Origin of the sequence: Aliiroseovarius salicola, from assembly GCF_027891095.1 — a bacterium.
GTDB classification, from domain to species: Bacteria; Pseudomonadota; Alphaproteobacteria; order Rhodobacterales; family Rhodobacteraceae; genus Aliiroseovarius; species Aliiroseovarius salicola.
Genome location: NZ_JAQIIO010000003.1, coordinates 460474 through 475251, shown reverse-complemented (window position 1 = coordinate 475251; position 14778 = coordinate 460474). Strand labels below are relative to the sequence as shown.

Here is a 14778-nt window from a genome sequence, read left to right as displayed (position 1 = left end):
ACTCAACAGCTCGCGGATTTACCCTTGGCAGAGCCTGCGCAGTGTCAAACTCTGAATTGAAGTGACGAGGCATTTAATGTGACAATGTAACTTGCGATGGAAAAACACTTCAGCACCGACATGCCCTTCCTGCGATTTGCGCTCAACACGCTGGCAATCAGTTGCCTCGGACTTTTCCCTTTGCTGCTTCTCTACATCTCACTCACGCCGGGCTTCGGGTCGATGCTGTGGAACAACGGGACCGCGCTCAGCCGCTTTCTGCGTCAGGTTCTGACAAACGGGATTCCGGTTGTGTTTACAGTCAACTATGTGAGCTTCTTTCTTTATGCCATGCATCTTGAAAGCCGGAACGGTGCGGCTGCGTCGGTCAAAATCCTGTTGATCGACTTGCCAGCAAGGGTCATCATCTTCGTCCTGCTGCATGGGGTGATCTATTTCGTTTCAGCCGATTGGTTCGGTTCATTTGGAGGGGATCATTGGCAGGCGCTGCGCGTGGTTGGCCCAACACTTGTCAGATCCGTGTTTTTTGAAAATATTTCAGGTGTCTATCTCTACGCGACGATGGTCAGCGCCTTGCCACTTTATACGTCGGCAATTGAGCGCTGGTTCGAAACAGCTTCTAGCCCCCCGAGATGGATTTCGAGGCTGATACACAAGTTGCCGGGCAATCTTGCGGCGATCGGGCTTGCGCTGGCTCTCTTTGCCATATTTGCCCTGATATTGACCGGTGCAGCCGCAATGATCGTGAAACTGCAATCGACTTCACTCTAAGAACCATTGGTCTTTATTGCTGTGTGGAGATGTTATCGCAGGGCAGCCCTATCCAAATTTCACTATGATTTTGTTTGGAATGAAAGCCCCTATGCACCACCAACTCCCCCTCAACTTGAAGATTAAGCACGTCCCTTCATTGGCTTGAATTTCCTGTCGTTTATACATTCACAGCCCGTCAGACTCACCCTATGATTTCATACACCGCCCGTCACATTGGGCGTGGGCCTCGGGGGTAAGCACATGAAGATAGACCTGAATTCCGACCTGGGTGAAAGCTTTGGTCCCTGGACCATGGGCGATGACGCGACCATGTTGACCATCGTGACCAGTGCAAACATCGCGTGTGGAGGACATGCCAGCGATCCAGAAACCATGTTCAAAACTCTCTCGCTCGCCACCGAACGCGGTGTCATGATCGGGGCCCATCCCGGCTATAATGATCGTGAAGGGTTTGGGCGGCGCGTCATCCCAATGGCACCCGAAGAAATCGGACGGATGGTTGCGGCACAAATTGGGGCACTGATGGGTGTTGCGACATTGGTGCCCACCAAGGTGTCCTACGTCAAACCGCATGGTGCTCTCGCCAACCTCGCCGCTGCAGATAAGGACGTAGCAAAAGCGATTGCCGAAGCGATCCATACACTTGATCCAGACCTTACGGTGCTTGCGATATCCGGCACTGAATTCGAAAGCGCTGCCAAAACTCAGGGGCTCGAAACATACTCGGAAATCTTTGCGGATCGGGGCTATCTTTCCAACGGTCAGCTGGTCCCGCGCAGTCACCCACAGGCAATGCTCCACGACGCAGTAGAGGCTGCCGAGCGGTTGATATCGATGCTCGAAACAGGAAAAATGCCGGTCATTGATGGCGACCCGATCACGCTTGATGCCCATTCGATCTGTGTGCACGGAGACGGGCCGGTTGCCGTGGCAATGGCTCGCGAAATTCGCTCTCGGCTGGAACAAGCCGGGATAACTGTGACCCCGTTTGCGCGCCAATGAAAGCTTCTCACATCTTTCCTCGTTTTGTTCCCGTCGCGGATCATGCTTTGCTGGTGGAGTTTGCGGACAGCATTTCCGATGACATTGCCAACCGCGTACTTGCCCTTGATCACGCCATCTCGGCCTCTCCGCCAGATGGGCTTTGCGAAGTTGTTCCCGCGCTCGTCAACCTGTTGATCGACTTTGATCCGCTTGTTACCGATCACAGCATCATGCAAAGCGAAATCGAAGCCCTCATCCCCCGCGCGTCTGCCATTGATAGCAATATCCAAACGCATGAGGTTGAACTGTGCTACGACGCTGATCTGGCCCCTGACTTGGGTGCCGTTGCGCATGCGGCAGGCATGAGCGAAGAGGCCGTGATTGCCTGCCATCTTTCCGCATCCTACAGGGTTGGCATGTACGGTTTTGCCCCCGGCTATGCCTATCTGACCGGGGTATCCGAGCAGATCCAGCTGCCCAGAAAGCAAGTCGCTGTGCGCGACGTTCCTGCAGGAAGCGTGATCATTGCCGGGCCACAATGCCTTGTCACCACGCTTACGATGCCCACGGGATGGTCGATTATCGGACGTTCTCCCACCGAAATACTCCGCAATGATCCCGACCGGCCCTTCCTGTTTGATGTGGGTGACACCGTCCGTTTCAAGCGAATTGACCGAAATCGGTTCGATGCGCTGAACACTGGCAATCAAGGAGCGATCTCGCATGGCTGACGCCCGGTTTCGCGTACAATTTGCCGGCCCTTTGGTCACCTATCAAGACGCTGGCCGCCGTGGCCTGATGCGCTTTGGCGTACCGGCGTCTGGCCCGATGGATCGGCTGTCCTATGCTGCAGCCAATGCGGCCCTTGGCCAGCCCACAGATGCCACTACAATTGAAATTTCCATGGGTGGGCTGCTGCTCGAATGTTTGGAGGGCGAAGTCAGCATTGCTTTAACAGGTGGCGAATTCAACCTGACCCTGGATGGTACAACCCAACCTGGCTGGACCATCTGCACAGTCTCGGCCGGGCAGAAACTGTCCATCCGGCCAGGCCCGTCTGGCAGCTGGGCGTATCTGGCATTTGCCGGGAACCTCGTGACCGATCAATGGCTTGGCCACAGCGCAACCCATTCCACCTCAGGCTTCGGAGGAGGTGCCCTTGCCAGCGGACAGGACATTGTGGTGCGAGAATCCAAGGTTCGAGAAGAGCGCGAAGGCCCTATTCAACGCCCTGATTTCCTCCCTGCCCCCGGTGCCCCCCGTGTCGTGATGGGACCTCAGAACCATCATTTCAGCTCTGCATCCCAAGAGCTTTTCCAGATGTCGACCTATGCTCTTTCAGATGCATTCGATCGAATGGGAGTACGGCTCGAAGGACCCAAATTGGACTTGGAAGGCGCATTGTCGATCCCGTCAGAACCTGTCTGCAAGGGCTCAATTCAGGTGGCAGGAGACGGCGTTCCCACGGTACTTCTGGCAGATCATCAAACGACAGGTGGGTATCCCAAAATTGCAACCGTGATCTCGGCCGATTTGGATCAGTTCGCGCAGATGCGCGCACGGGACAGTCTGGCCTTTACGCTGATCTCTCCTGACGAGGCCGTCAGCATAGCGCGAAATCGCGCAGCTGCCGTTGAGCGCTATCTTGAAGCAATTTCACAAGCTCGCGGCACCCTCCCGCAAAGGCTGATGAGGGAAAACCTGATCAGCGGCGTGGTGTCCTGATCGGCGCAAAATCTGAAATGCCCCGTGACGTGTGTGTGATTTGCGAACAAATCACCTGCGCCTGCATTTCAGGGGTTGCGTCCCAGATCGGGATTCCCTAAAAGCCTCCTCACGCCAAGCGCGGCCCGTTCGTCTATCGGTTAGGACGCCAGGTTTTCAACCTGGAAAGAGGGGTTCGATTCCCCTACGGGCTGCCACCACCCCCAAACATCCGTGTTTTTTGAGGATCCGGCAATTACCTCCCAAAGAAGTGGTCCCCCCTGTAGCTGGGAAACGAGGATTACAATATTGGGAATAAAACGCTACAAGCCGGAAGATATTGTCTTTCAGCTGCAGTAGGTTAGCGTGATTTTCAGCCTCTTCTCACCTCCCCTGATGTCATCCGTCAGTTCAAGTCAAACCGTGTTCTGACACCCGGCGCTTGAAATTCGACAGCAACAAGGTGCCCGGCGCTGTCTTTGATCGGCGCCACATCGAGGCAGGCCGGTTTGCTAACCAATCCCCGTGTCAATTCTCGGCAATACTGCCCATCATTCAAAAACCAGTGACCTGCGTATGTTATTCCGTTGAACACCCCATCCAGAGTTCCATCGGCATAGATATGTGCGTTCTTGACGTGGTCACTTTCCAAAGTTCGTCCCAAAATCGATTGAACAGTTAGAGGCGTGTCAGCGTTCGCCCCGACGCTATATGCCGTCAAAAATCCCGCTGCGAACATGACACTTCTGAACATCTTCGTTCTCTTACCTTCCGAACCAGAAATCAATTTCCAGTGCGGTACGGGCGCAGCAAATAGATGTCAAGCAAGTGTGCCGAAACCAGTTGTCTGCTCTCGCTCAATTGTCGCGAAGATCCTGTGAATAAAGTGTAAATTGTGCCCGCCCGGCCTCTTTTGACGCGTATAAGGCAATATCCGCATCATCAATCATCTGCTCGGAAGTAACATAGGAAGATGTCGCTGTTGTAACCACACCAATACTCGCAGAAATACTGCATTCACCACTTCTGAAATAAATTGGTTCTTCCAGGCGCTTAATCAGGCGATTAGCTAAACCCTTCAATTGATCCGGTTCCATAATCTGTGGAAGGACAAGAACAAACTCGTCGCCACCGACGCGTGAGACCGTATCGTTATCTCTGGTTTCAGATGTCAGGATTTCTGCCACTACCTGGAGCACATGATCCCCTGCGGCGTGCCCTTTGGTGTCATTCACAGCTTTGAAGTAGTCCAAATCCAGATGCATGAGTGCAAAATCCGAACCTGTTGACAAAAGTCGTTGCATCACCTGATCCAATGCGCGCCGATTTCTCAGCCCTGTCAATTCATCTGACATCGCCTCAGCTTCGGCCTCAGATTTTTCGCCGTGGAAACGAAGTGCCATCTGGTTCGATGTTTCCATGGCCGCGGTTTTTGCCTCAACCAGATAGAGCATTTCCACAGTCAGATCCGTCGCCGCAAAATCAGACCCGGCCAGCCCGTATCTGCGTACGGCATCGACCACGGCAATACCAAAAGACAGATTAAGCAATACCCCTCCACACTCAGGAATACAGGACACGGCCCCGATCAACGACGTTGCATGTTCATCGCGAATTTTCATGTAAAGTTTGGCACCATGAAATTTGCACACCTGCTCGATGCTCGTCACCTCTTTTGGGCGGCGCATTTCAATCAGCCTGAATATGCTGGACCCAACAATGTTTCGACTTTTGAACACCTTGATCAAGGTCGGACCTGCATGCGTAATCACGCCTTTTGAATTGAGCAGCATGCACATCGGCATCATCTGATCGAGTGTACTCAGACTGATTGTGAAAGAAGATTGCGCCGTCATTCTGCACCTATCGCAAGTTCAAATAGACGCCCTTCAGAATAGGCCATGTCCAACAGATGCACAGATATCTGTTCAACATCGTCATTGCGCCCGACAAATTCCAGATACGCAAGCGCACCATAGTCATCGGCAAGGGCGCGCAGAGCACCAAGGATCACATGCCCAAATCCAGAAGTCGTATGGCGAATTACGATGCTGAATTCCCCGTCTTCAAGTTCATCCACCTCAATATCCGGCATGTCAATTTCGGCAACGGCAAGCCGGGCTCTGCCAGGCAAATCTTCTAGGGAATGGAGAAACTCGGTGAACGTCACACCACCAAATCTCAGCAATCTCCGGACTCTTTGGGAGCGCCGATCCACTATTAAAGACGTGCCAAAATCCTCAAGCAGGACATCCTTGGATTTTCCCAAGCGTTGTGCAGCATGATCCACAACAGAGCGGGTCAACGCCTCGTCATACCGGAACATCGGCTCGAAACTCTCAAAGCCCAAATCCAACTCATTTACGATATCGCGCCAATACTTATGACCATAAGTGCCGCGCAAGAAACTCTCTATCGATCGGTTGATCAAACCGTGCATATTCCATCCGTCCTCAAGTGTGACATAAGGACAGTACGCTCTGTTTGTTAACAAATAGGAAAAGGCAAACGCCGACATCATTCCGATGCCGGGTTATGTGATACCTCGATCAGCCCGACCCTGCCTTCAGGTCATGTCAATCTGAGCAATCCAGCGCGGTAAATGGCCGATATCAGGCAACACAACATCGGCGAATGGTGCCAGTTCTTCTTCAGTCGCCAGCCCGGTTAACACGCCAACTGTTTTCATCCCGGCAGCACGCCCGGCATGAAGGTCATGCAGGCTGTCACCGACCATTGCGATCTGCGACGTTTCAAGATCCAATTTCTGAGCAAAAGCAAGGCATTGACCAGGCGCCGGCTTGCCACCATAGCCACTATCGTAACCCGCGATGAAGTCAAACAGATCGGTAATGCCCGCTCCTTCCAGATGCGCGCGCGCAGGCATTTCGGCATCATTTGTGGCCACACCCAATCCCAGGCCATCTGCCCGCAATGCACCCAATACTTCTTGAAGGTTTGCGGCCTGAGCCTGCGGCGCGTTTGCGGCCTCTTCGTTAAGAATAGCTTCCAGTTCGTAAGCCGTTTGGTCAAAATGTTGCCCCAGCGCGTTAACCACTTCTTCCGAAGTAGCCGCGATCACCACACTGTCACGCGCGAACCGACCTTCCTGGTAGTCAAACCCAATATCTGCGCCAACCGCACACGCACGATCGGTATCTCCTTGGGTAAGGCGATCCAGAACGGATTTGGCCCAGCTTTCCCAAGTTGCTTCGAAATGAAAAAGGGTGCCATCTTTATCAAAAAGCAATGCTTTGACAGTCATTTGCCATCCTCCCTTGGGTGCGCCATACGCAATGAACACAATGGAATGGGGATCGGGTCAAGTCCAATTCACCTGCCCGCCTCCAGGAAGGGCCTGACGGGCCGTCATGGGAGCATCATAGGGCAGCGCATTTTCGTCGCAGAACTGCTTTACCCAGATGTCATCCATGGTCAGAAAATCCAAAACGGCGGCGAGAAACTCTGGCGAAGTTGCCCCAGATTTGATGTCGTCCTCCCCTGCTCCGCTCGCCCCCATAAACACTGGCAACAATTCATCATTGCTCACCAGCCATGATAAGGCGGTTAACCCGATAACTTCGGCATTTTCAGGTTTCATTCACATTTCCTTCCTTCTGGAAAGGTTTTCTTAACCAATTGCACCGAAGATATTCCTGAGCGAAACAACCAATTCTTGCTAGGAACTTATATGTCAGGGCGCATTCTCATAGCGGATGACGTAGCGACTAATCGCATCGTGTTGAAGGTGAAACTCACCACTGCCTGCTATGATGTTGTCCAAGCCGCAACAGTATCAGACGTTCTGAGCATGGCTCAAAGCGATTACCCGGATCTTATTCTGCTAGGACAGACCCTTCAGGGGGGCGGCGGAATAGAGGCTTGCAGGCAGATCAAGAAAATCAAAAGCCTGGAAACAATCCCTGTCGTCATCATCTCGCCTGTAGGGGGGCGCGGCAACCGGTTGATGGCACTTCGGGCGGGGGCTGATGATTTTCTGACAAAACCGTTGGAAGAAAGTACGATGTTGGCCACCGTACGCAATCTGATGCGCGACCACACCGCCCGAGAAGAGGTGGCACGGCGACAGATTTTGGCCGCAGAGATGGGGTTCTCGGAACCGTCCACGCCCTATCATCGTCAACCCAGAATTGCCCTTTTGGCCCCTGCCGTCGACACTGGTCTCATGTGGCGCAAGGCGCTGACACAGGAAATGGGGCAAACCGTAACAGTATTGAACAAAGGCAATGCGCTAGAAGATAGTCGGCGGAAAGATCAGGTGCCGGATGTCTTTATTATCTCGACCAATATATCTGAGAAGGGAGACGGTCTTAGACTGGTCTCCGAACTGCGTTCACGCATGTCGACAAGGCATTCCATCATTCTGTTCATAGATGAAGACAGTGCTGGTCCAAATGCGGCAATGGCACTCGATCTCGGGGCAAACGCGGTTCTTTCCGGGTATTTCGATGCAGAAGAAATCGCGGTGCGGCTGGCGCCACTGATCCCAAGCAAATTCCTATCCGACCGCCTGCGCAATACCGTTGACGAAAGGTTATCGCTCGCAGTTACGGACCCCCTGACGGGGCTTTACAATCGGCGTTATGCAGCAAGCTATCTTGAACGTTTGGAAACCCAATCCTCGGTGACTGGCAAAGGGTTCGCGATTATGTTGATGGATCTGGACAGGTTCAAATCAATCAACGACTGCTATGGCCATTTTGCCGGAGACGAGGTTCTTATCGAGACAGCCAACCGGTTAAAAAGCAGCATCCGCGATATGGATTTACTGGCACGTTATGGTGGCGAAGAATTCCTGATCGCGATGCCTGACACCAACCACGATGATGCATTGAAGATGGCGGAACGGCTACGCCGTGTGATCGGAGACACTCCGATCCACGCCAGTTCGGTAAACACCGGCATATCTGTGACAATGTCGATCGGGGTTGCAATGTCATATCCCGGCCAAAAACAAACAGGACAGATCCAGGAAATGCTTCAATCTGCCGATCGCGCGCTTTATGCGTCAAAAGCGGAAGGGCGTAATCAGGTGACGTTCGTGCAAAGCGCCGCCTGATGCCAAAATCACACCTGCTCGGAGGTGTTGGTTCCAGCCGATGGTACTCTTCGATCCTCGGCTCAATCCTCTTAACAATCCTCTGTGCACCCAGCGGCGCTCCACCAATCAGAAGTAAAGTTGTAGACTAATTTCCATCCTTTGAGTGCTTGGGAAACTTGCGTCTCTCGAACCGAACTTTTTCCAAAATTTCTTCGGCAAATTCCATACGTTCTTCCCGGGACATCCTGCTGATGCGATCGATCACCAGAAGGCGGGCGGTCTCCCCGAGCTTCAACATTCGATCACGCTGCCCGTCAAGAAGTGCGTGCAACGCGTCCGGGTCGAAGTTTTCAGCCTGGAGCACTGCAATCATCGCCTTGAAATCGCGGCGAATTGCAGTTCGGTTTTCGGCAAAGCTGCCGCGCTCCGCACGCAGAGCCTTTGCAATCGCTCGCCGCTCACGCAGCGGCAGGGCTGAAGCGATTGGTCCGAATCCGAGTGCTCGGATCATACTGCGATCCGGCCCGCGGGGGTTAAATCCGTAATCGCGCCGATCCCCGATATGTGCACCAACCACCAATCCCAGGACGAGAAGGTTCAAGGTCAACGACAACACAAAAATCACTTTGACCAACTTCCGTTTTTTCGGAGTGGCACGCGTCTCTTGCGTTTTGGGGGGCTGAATGTCTGACATGTTCACCCTTCCTCTTCAATGATCAAGCTGGTCCCAAAGTAGCTCGGGGCCAGATCCTCAGTGGAATAGATCGTCTCGGCTCCGTCATAATTGCCTGACAACACCACACCACCAGACCATGTTTCAAGTTGAACTGGATCGGCAAATCCGATCCAGACCCCAGCGATGGTGGCCGTTGCCATACCTGCAACAGAGGGCCAGCCGCCGATTTGAGACAGAAATTCTCTCCAAAAAGAGCGACGTTGAGCAGGTGCGGCCACCGTCTGTGACGTAGGTTGATGGGTTTGCGCATCTTCAACGATGGCCGCCATCAGCGCATCTGAAGGAACCGGTGACGCCGCACACCCCGCTTCAAAAAACGCCTCAAGCTCTGTATCGAGCTTGGCATCATCCAAGATGTCTTTATCTGTCTTCGCCATATCCCAACTCCTCGCGCCGCCCGGCCAATGCCGCAGCCAGCGCCCGTTTGCCCCGGGCGGTCAGACTTTCAACCGCCTCGACGCTGATTTCCAGAACGTCGGCGATCTCGGGGTTCGATGCTCCCTCAAGATGCCGAAGTGAAACCGCAATGCGTTGCCGTTCCGGCAATTGCATCAGTGCATCTTGCAACGCTTCTGCCCGGTCACGCTGCATCATGCCATCCACCACACTTGGAGCCTCGTCTGCGGGTTCCTCGATGGCATCAATATCAACCGAACGCCGTTTGCGCAGCCGATCGGTACACAGATTGGACACTACTTTATAAAGCCATGTCGTTACCTTTGCTTCACCCTGGCGCCAATTCGGGGCCTGTTTCCAAAGCCTAAGCATTGCCTCCTGAGTGACATCTTCCGCCTCTGCCCGGTCCCCTCCCAATAAACGGGACGCATAGCCCAAAACCCGCGGCGCCAGCCGCGCGGTCAGGATCTGCGCCGCCGAGGGATCCCCGTTGCCATATAGGATCAACAGTGCCTCATCCGACCCAGCTGCATATGCATCCAGCGCCATTTCCATCCTTAGTGACTATCCCAGCACCCTTGTCAAAACAACGCTCCGCTGATTGTGACGCCCCATTTCCGGGGCGCCCACCTTTGATCAGAAAGATTACCCGCGGCGACCGTGTTTGCCTTCACCGTTGCGATGTTGCATGCGCATCCAGATCTCTTTCTGTGCTTCATCAAATTCGGCAGCGGAGATTGCATTGTCGTCATCCACATCAAACCGGTCGATCATACGATCAAATCGCGCCTGATCGGGCATGAGTTCGTCCATGGACAGAGTTCCGTTGTTGTCTGCATCCCGTTTGTCCAACATCCGGCTGGCGATCCACTCTATTTTCTTCTCCATGCGGGGGGCGTTAGCTCCATGCCCACGACCATCTTTTGACGCATGTCTTTGTTCCATGCGCTCTTTCGCAATTGCATTTACATGTGCCTTGATTTCGTCAAGCCCCAGCTCACCATCGCCATTCGCGTCTGCCCCATCAAAGCGGGCCTGAGCCTTGGCTTGCAGGTCTTCGCTTGTAATCAGACCACTTTTATCAACATCCAGATCTGCAAACTCCATCTGCATGAACTGGCCAAATCCACCCATTTTGCCACCCATTCCCTTTGGTCCGTCCTTGCCGCCATGGGCGCTGGCACCCATGCTCGTCAAAGTCACAACGGTTCCTGAAAGAAGGGCAATTGCCGCAATTTTTGTCGCACGTTTCATTTCAATACTCCTAGATAGGTCATTGTTTGCCTGTCCCTGCCGGGCTGTTCTGCCCGGTGTCATATTCATTGAACGGGGTGCGCGGTGCTTTCCGTCGGTTTTTTTTCAACAGGTGCAGAAAACCCGTGCAATCAAGTATGGGGGTATTCGTCGGAACGCAGGGTTATGCTTGACCCTCTGCGCAAATTGACCATGGGTTAGGGCAATGCAAAAAGAGGCCAAGATGGACAAATCCAAGATCATCCGCAACGCAGCCACCGTGATCCTGATCCGGGGGGCTGAGACCTCTCCTCAGGTTCTGATGGGGCAGCGCGGGGCCAAAGCGGCCTTCATGCCAAACAAGTTTGTCTTTCCCGGCGGGGCGGTTGACCCCGAGGATGCTCATGTTCCCTTGGCGCAGGGGGGGGCCGAACCGTGCCTGACACGGTTGGCGGAAGAAGCGGATCCCACGCTGGCCCCAGCCCTTCTTACAAGCGCCATTCGCGAATTGTGGGAAGAGACCGGGCAAATTCTTGGATCTCCCGGACCCTGGCCCGGAGACGTGCCCGAGGATTGGAAAAGCTTTGCCGAAGCCGGCTATCTCCCTTCAGCAGATGGTTTGGCTTTTGCCTTTCGCGCAATCACACCCAAAGGGCGACCACGTCGGTTCGATGCCCGGTTTTTCGTCGCGGATGCTGCCAAGCTGAAAACCGATCCCGATGATTTTTCCCGCGCCTCAGATGAACTCAGCCACTTGCAATGGATCCCAATCAAAGACGTGCGCCGGTTTGACCTTCCGTTCATCACCGAGGTGGTTTTGGCGGAAATCATTGGCAACCTGCCCAATCTTGGGGCGCCAGCGCAGGTTCCCTTTTTCAACAACACGGATGAGGATAGCCTGTTTGAACGGCTTGGCGGAGTGGGGCCGTTGACGTCGGCTGGATGACCCGCTTTACAGGAAGAGCACAAGTACCAGAACAGACCCAAGGATCAGGGCTGTTCCGGTGAGTTCACGTTTGGTGATTGCTTCCCGGAAAACAAACAATGTTGCGCCATAGCTGAACAAAAGCTCGATCTGACCAAGCGCTTTGACCAGAGCCGCGTTCTGCAGTGTGAAGGCTGTAAACCAGCAGAAACTTCCGATCATCGAGGTCAGCCCGACCAAAACCCCAACGCGCCAAGCCCCAAGGACGCGGGTAATTTCGCCGGGTTCGCGAAGGCGCATCCACAGCGCCATGATCGTGGATTGAAATGCTGTCACGCAGGCCAATGTAAATCCCGCGCGCGCTACTACATCATCCAGACCGAGTGACAGCGAGGCTCCTCGATACCCGGTTGCTGAAACTGCGAATAGCATGCCTGAGAGCAACCCGAGCCCAGCTGCTTTGTTGAAAAATCGCCGCCAACTGGTGCCGCCTTCGGGCGGATCCGAGAGAAGGATCAAACCGGCAAAGCCAATGGCAATCGCAAGCGTTCCCCAGACCCCTATTCCTTCCCCCAAAACGGCTAGCCCAACCAATGCCGTCAGCACCACTTCCGTTTTCTTGAACGTGATGCCAACCGCGAAATTCCGTTCCGCAAAAAGTGCGACCACACACATCGTGGCAAGGATTTGGGCAAGCCCACCGGTAAAGGCAAACAGGAAGAACCGTGGGTTGGTCTGTGGCACCTGCTGGCCTGTGATCTCGAAGTACCCCCAGAGGATCAACGCGACCAAAGGTGCCGAATAAACAAACCGCGCAAAAGTCGCCCCGCTGGTCGACAGCCTTGTGTCCTTCAGCCGCTTTTGCAGCATGAAGCGTAGGTTCTGACTAAACGCAGCGGCGATAGTGATGGGGATCCAGGCTTGCATCCCCATCCTGTGCCACGATTGCGTTTAAAAAGCTAGCTGACCTTGATCGCTCGCCCGACACCTTCGGGCTGGGGCTGCTTGGCGTGCGCCTCGGCAATCTCAACCAACCGAAGTTCGATTTTCTCGGCCGGAGGGGATGGGCGACGGGTCTCAAGGCTCACATGCAAAAGGATATGTTCCCCGGTCGCCAAAAGACGCTCGCCTTCATACATCGAATGGAACAGGTGCATTTTCTTACCCTTGCCCAGCAGGCATTGGGTTTCCACGCGGATGCGTTGGCCCAAATGTGCCTCATCGATGTGGCGGATATGGGTTTCCGCCGTAAAGTAACTGCCTCCGGTGGCGATATAATCCGCGTCACATCCAATGATTTCCATGAAACGATCCGTGGAACGAGCGAACGCATCCAGATAGCGGCTTTCGGTCATATGGCCGTTATAATCGAGCCAATCCACCGGGATTGCCGTGGCCAGCGTGGTGATCGGCCCGGCGATGTCGACCTCCGGCTGACCCAACCGCTTGTCCTGTTCGTTGAGCAGCGCCCCTGCCCCCCAATCACGTGCTTTCAGGCCACGCATCATGGCAACAAGGTTGTCATCACGGGCGCGCTCAAGTTCACGGATTGTCATATGCCCGGATTGCGCGTCGGATTGCCCTGCGATCAGATCCACCAACTCGTCGGTGAATTCCGGAACATCCATCAGCTTGGTCCATGGCCATTTCAGACAGGGCCCAAACTGGGCCATGAAGTGTTTCATCCCAGCCTCACCACCTGCCACGCGATAGGTTTCAAACAGCCCCATCTGCGCCCAGCGAAGGCCAAAGCCGAACCGCATGATGTCGTCAATCTCTTCGGTGGTGGCGATCCCGTCCGAGACCAGCCACAGGGCTTCACGCCACACCGCTTCAAGCAGGCGATCCGCGACGTGTGCGTCAATTTCCTTCTTGATCTCAACAGGCTTCATACCGATTTCTGTCAAAATCTCTGAGGCGCGAGAGCGGATCTCGGCAGAGTTGGCAGCCGTTGGCACGACCTCGACCACGGGCAGAAGGTAAACCGGGTTGAACGGGTGGGTCACCAGCACTTGTCCCGGGCGCGTGAGCCCCTCTTGCAGTTCAGACGGTTTAAAACCCGAGGTGGATGACCCAACGATGGTGTCTTCACCCACCGCCTGCATCAGTGCACCATAGACTTTCTGCTTCAATTCAAGGCGTTCGGGAACACTTTCCTGAACCCAAATCGCACCCTGAACCGTATCCGCCAAATCATCATGAAACGACAGCGCGCCCTCTTCGGGCATCGACACATCCGAAAGCCCCGGCAATGAGCGGCGCGCATTGGCAAGCACTTCACCGATCTTGCGCTCGGCCTCCGGGTCCGGGTCAAACACCCGTACATTCCACCCCATCAGAAGGAACCGCGCGGCCCAGCCTCCGCCAATTACACCCCCGCCAATAATCGCTGCTGTTTTGGTCATGTCATCTCCCAGATGGCGCATCAGGTCATCATGAGCCGCGCCAGATTGTAGCCATTGAATTCAAATACATCCTTGGCTGCTTGGATCCTGTCTTCGCCCCCTTTGCGGGCGCGATCAATGATCCAGCCAAAGCTTCCGGATGGGGTGCCGATGGCGGCGGTGCGATAACCCTCATCCACCCACAGCACCCAATACTCCGTCTGATAGGGTTTTTTCCCCAGCGTGAACCGCCCCGGTTGGGGCTGATCCACATCGTAAATATCCGTCACACGCCCATTGGCGGCATAGAGTGCGATTTGCGCGATCTTTCCGGCATTCGGGCGGAAGTCGAGGCTGCCACGTTGCGGAGCTTCACCGGGGTGGACAAATTCGCCCCGGAAAAACCACTGCCCCGCAAATCGAGCGGCCTCATATCGGGTGGTCGAACTGATCCGCACATTCAGATTGCGATGGAATTCGACCCCAGCTGATCCGCCTACACAGGCGGTCAAGCCCGTGGTTGCAAGCCCGGCCATACCCGACAGGATCATCCGTCTGTTCATGCCAATCCTCCCTTGTA

18 protein-coding genes and 1 tRNA gene are annotated in these 14778 nt (G+C 54.5%); 7 read left to right on the top strand and 12 right to left on the bottom strand.

Annotated elements, in window-relative coordinates; all coding sequences use genetic code 11:
* The first annotated feature begins 96 nt into the window (after positions 1 to 96).
* From O2N63_RS08490 to O2N63_RS08470, 5 genes are all read left to right on the top strand, one after another.
* On the top strand, positions 97 to 771 hold the full coding sequence (locus O2N63_RS08490) for a hypothetical protein (RefSeq protein WP_271053814.1): 675 nt from the start codon (positions 97 to 99) through the stop codon (positions 769 to 771).
* 243 nt (positions 772 to 1014) lie between these two features.
* Positions 1015 to 1776 carry a LamB/YcsF family protein gene (locus O2N63_RS08485; RefSeq protein WP_271053813.1) on the top strand — a complete coding sequence of 254 codons (762 nt, stop codon included), beginning with the start codon at positions 1015 to 1017 and terminating at the stop codon, positions 1774 to 1776.
* The gene (locus tag O2N63_RS08480) at positions 1773 to 2489 is read left to right on the top strand and encodes a 5-oxoprolinase subunit B family protein (RefSeq protein WP_271053812.1); all 717 of its coding nucleotides are present in this window, start codon (positions 1773 to 1775) and stop codon (positions 2487 to 2489) included. The genes O2N63_RS08485 and O2N63_RS08480 overlap by 4 nt, the downstream gene beginning before the upstream one ends.
* Positions 2482 to 3483 (top strand): 5-oxoprolinase subunit C family protein, encoded by a 1002-nt coding sequence (locus tag O2N63_RS08475; protein WP_271053811.1) that lies wholly within the window; start codon positions 2482 to 2484, stop codon positions 3481 to 3483. Before O2N63_RS08480 ends, O2N63_RS08475 begins: the two co-directional genes overlap by 8 nt.
* Before the next feature lie 122 nt (positions 3484 to 3605).
* Positions 3606 to 3680 (top strand) — tRNA-Glu (locus tag O2N63_RS08470).
* Positions 3681 to 3868: 188 nt separating this feature from the next.
* On the opposite strand, the gene O2N63_RS08465 is transcribed toward O2N63_RS08470, so the two are convergent.
* From O2N63_RS08465 to O2N63_RS08445, 5 genes are all read right to left on the bottom strand, one after another.
* On the bottom strand, positions 3869 to 4216 hold the full coding sequence (locus O2N63_RS08465; protein ID WP_271053810.1) for a hypothetical protein: 348 nt from the start codon (positions 4214 to 4216) through the stop codon (positions 3869 to 3871).
* A gap of 103 nt (positions 4217 to 4319) precedes the next feature.
* Complete coding sequence (locus O2N63_RS08460) at positions 4320 to 5318, bottom strand: diguanylate cyclase domain-containing protein (RefSeq protein WP_271053809.1); 999 nt, start codon at positions 5316 to 5318, stop codon at positions 4320 to 4322.
* Positions 5315 to 5902: a heme NO-binding domain-containing protein gene (locus tag O2N63_RS08455; RefSeq protein WP_271053808.1), complete on the bottom strand. Its 588-nt coding sequence runs from the start codon at positions 5900 to 5902 to the stop codon at positions 5315 to 5317. Before O2N63_RS08455 ends, O2N63_RS08460 begins: the two co-directional genes overlap by 4 nt.
* A 126-nt stretch (positions 5903 to 6028) precedes the next feature.
* Positions 6029 to 6727, bottom strand: coding sequence for an HAD family hydrolase (locus O2N63_RS08450; RefSeq protein ID WP_271053807.1), 699 nt, complete (start codon positions 6725 to 6727; stop codon positions 6029 to 6031).
* A gap of 57 nt (positions 6728 to 6784) precedes the next feature.
* A complete protein-coding gene (locus tag O2N63_RS08445) occupies positions 6785 to 7063 on the bottom strand; it encodes a DUF3572 domain-containing protein (protein WP_271053806.1) in 279 nt (92 codons plus the stop codon).
* 90 nt (positions 7064 to 7153) lie between these two features.
* Here O2N63_RS08445 and O2N63_RS08440 point away from each other — a divergent pair, with 90 nt between their 5' ends.
* Positions 7154 to 8542, top strand: a complete 1389-nt coding sequence (locus O2N63_RS08440; RefSeq protein WP_271053805.1) for a diguanylate cyclase — start codon at positions 7154 to 7156, stop codon at positions 8540 to 8542.
* 127 nt (positions 8543 to 8669) lie between these two features.
* Here the strand turns inward: O2N63_RS08440 and O2N63_RS08435 are convergent, their stop codons facing one another.
* The 4 genes from O2N63_RS08435 to O2N63_RS08420 form a co-directional block, all read right to left on the bottom strand.
* Positions 8670 to 9218 (bottom strand): periplasmic heavy metal sensor, encoded by a 549-nt coding sequence (locus O2N63_RS08435; protein ID WP_271053804.1) that lies wholly within the window; start codon positions 9216 to 9218, stop codon positions 8670 to 8672.
* A 2-nt stretch (positions 9219 to 9220) separates the two neighbouring features.
* Entirely contained in the window at positions 9221 to 9637 is a 417-nt protein-coding gene (locus O2N63_RS08430) for a hypothetical protein (protein WP_271053803.1), read from the bottom strand.
* Positions 9621 to 10211: an RNA polymerase sigma factor gene (locus O2N63_RS08425; RefSeq protein ID WP_271053802.1), complete on the bottom strand. Its 591-nt coding sequence runs from the start codon at positions 10209 to 10211 to the stop codon at positions 9621 to 9623. The genes O2N63_RS08430 and O2N63_RS08425 overlap by 17 nt, the downstream gene beginning before the upstream one ends.
* 90 nt (positions 10212 to 10301) lie before the next feature.
* A complete protein-coding gene (locus O2N63_RS08420; protein ID WP_271053801.1) occupies positions 10302 to 10910 on the bottom strand; it encodes an EF-hand domain-containing protein in 609 nt (202 codons plus the stop codon).
* 223 nt (positions 10911 to 11133) lie between these two features.
* On the opposite strand from O2N63_RS08420, the gene O2N63_RS08415 reads away from it, so the two are divergent.
* Complete coding sequence (locus tag O2N63_RS08415; protein ID WP_271053800.1) at positions 11134 to 11835, top strand: NUDIX hydrolase; 702 nt, start codon at positions 11134 to 11136, stop codon at positions 11833 to 11835.
* Between the two features lie 6 nt (positions 11836 to 11841).
* Here the strand turns inward: O2N63_RS08415 and O2N63_RS08410 are convergent, their stop codons facing one another.
* Genes O2N63_RS08410 through O2N63_RS08400 form a run of 3 tightly spaced genes read right to left on the bottom strand, consistent with a single transcriptional unit; the run spans position 11842 to position 14761 of the window.
* Positions 11842 to 12741: a DMT family transporter gene (locus tag O2N63_RS08410; RefSeq protein WP_271053799.1), complete on the bottom strand. Its 900-nt coding sequence runs from the start codon at positions 12739 to 12741 to the stop codon at positions 11842 to 11844.
* A gap of 32 nt (positions 12742 to 12773) precedes the next feature.
* Positions 12774 to 14219: a carnitine 3-dehydrogenase gene (locus O2N63_RS08405; protein ID WP_271053798.1), complete on the bottom strand. Its 1446-nt coding sequence runs from the start codon at positions 14217 to 14219 to the stop codon at positions 12774 to 12776.
* A gap of 20 nt (positions 14220 to 14239) precedes the next feature.
* Complete coding sequence (locus tag O2N63_RS08400; protein ID WP_271053797.1) at positions 14240 to 14761, bottom strand: lipocalin family protein; 522 nt, start codon at positions 14759 to 14761, stop codon at positions 14240 to 14242.
* Positions 14762 to 14778: the final 17 nt, after the last annotated feature.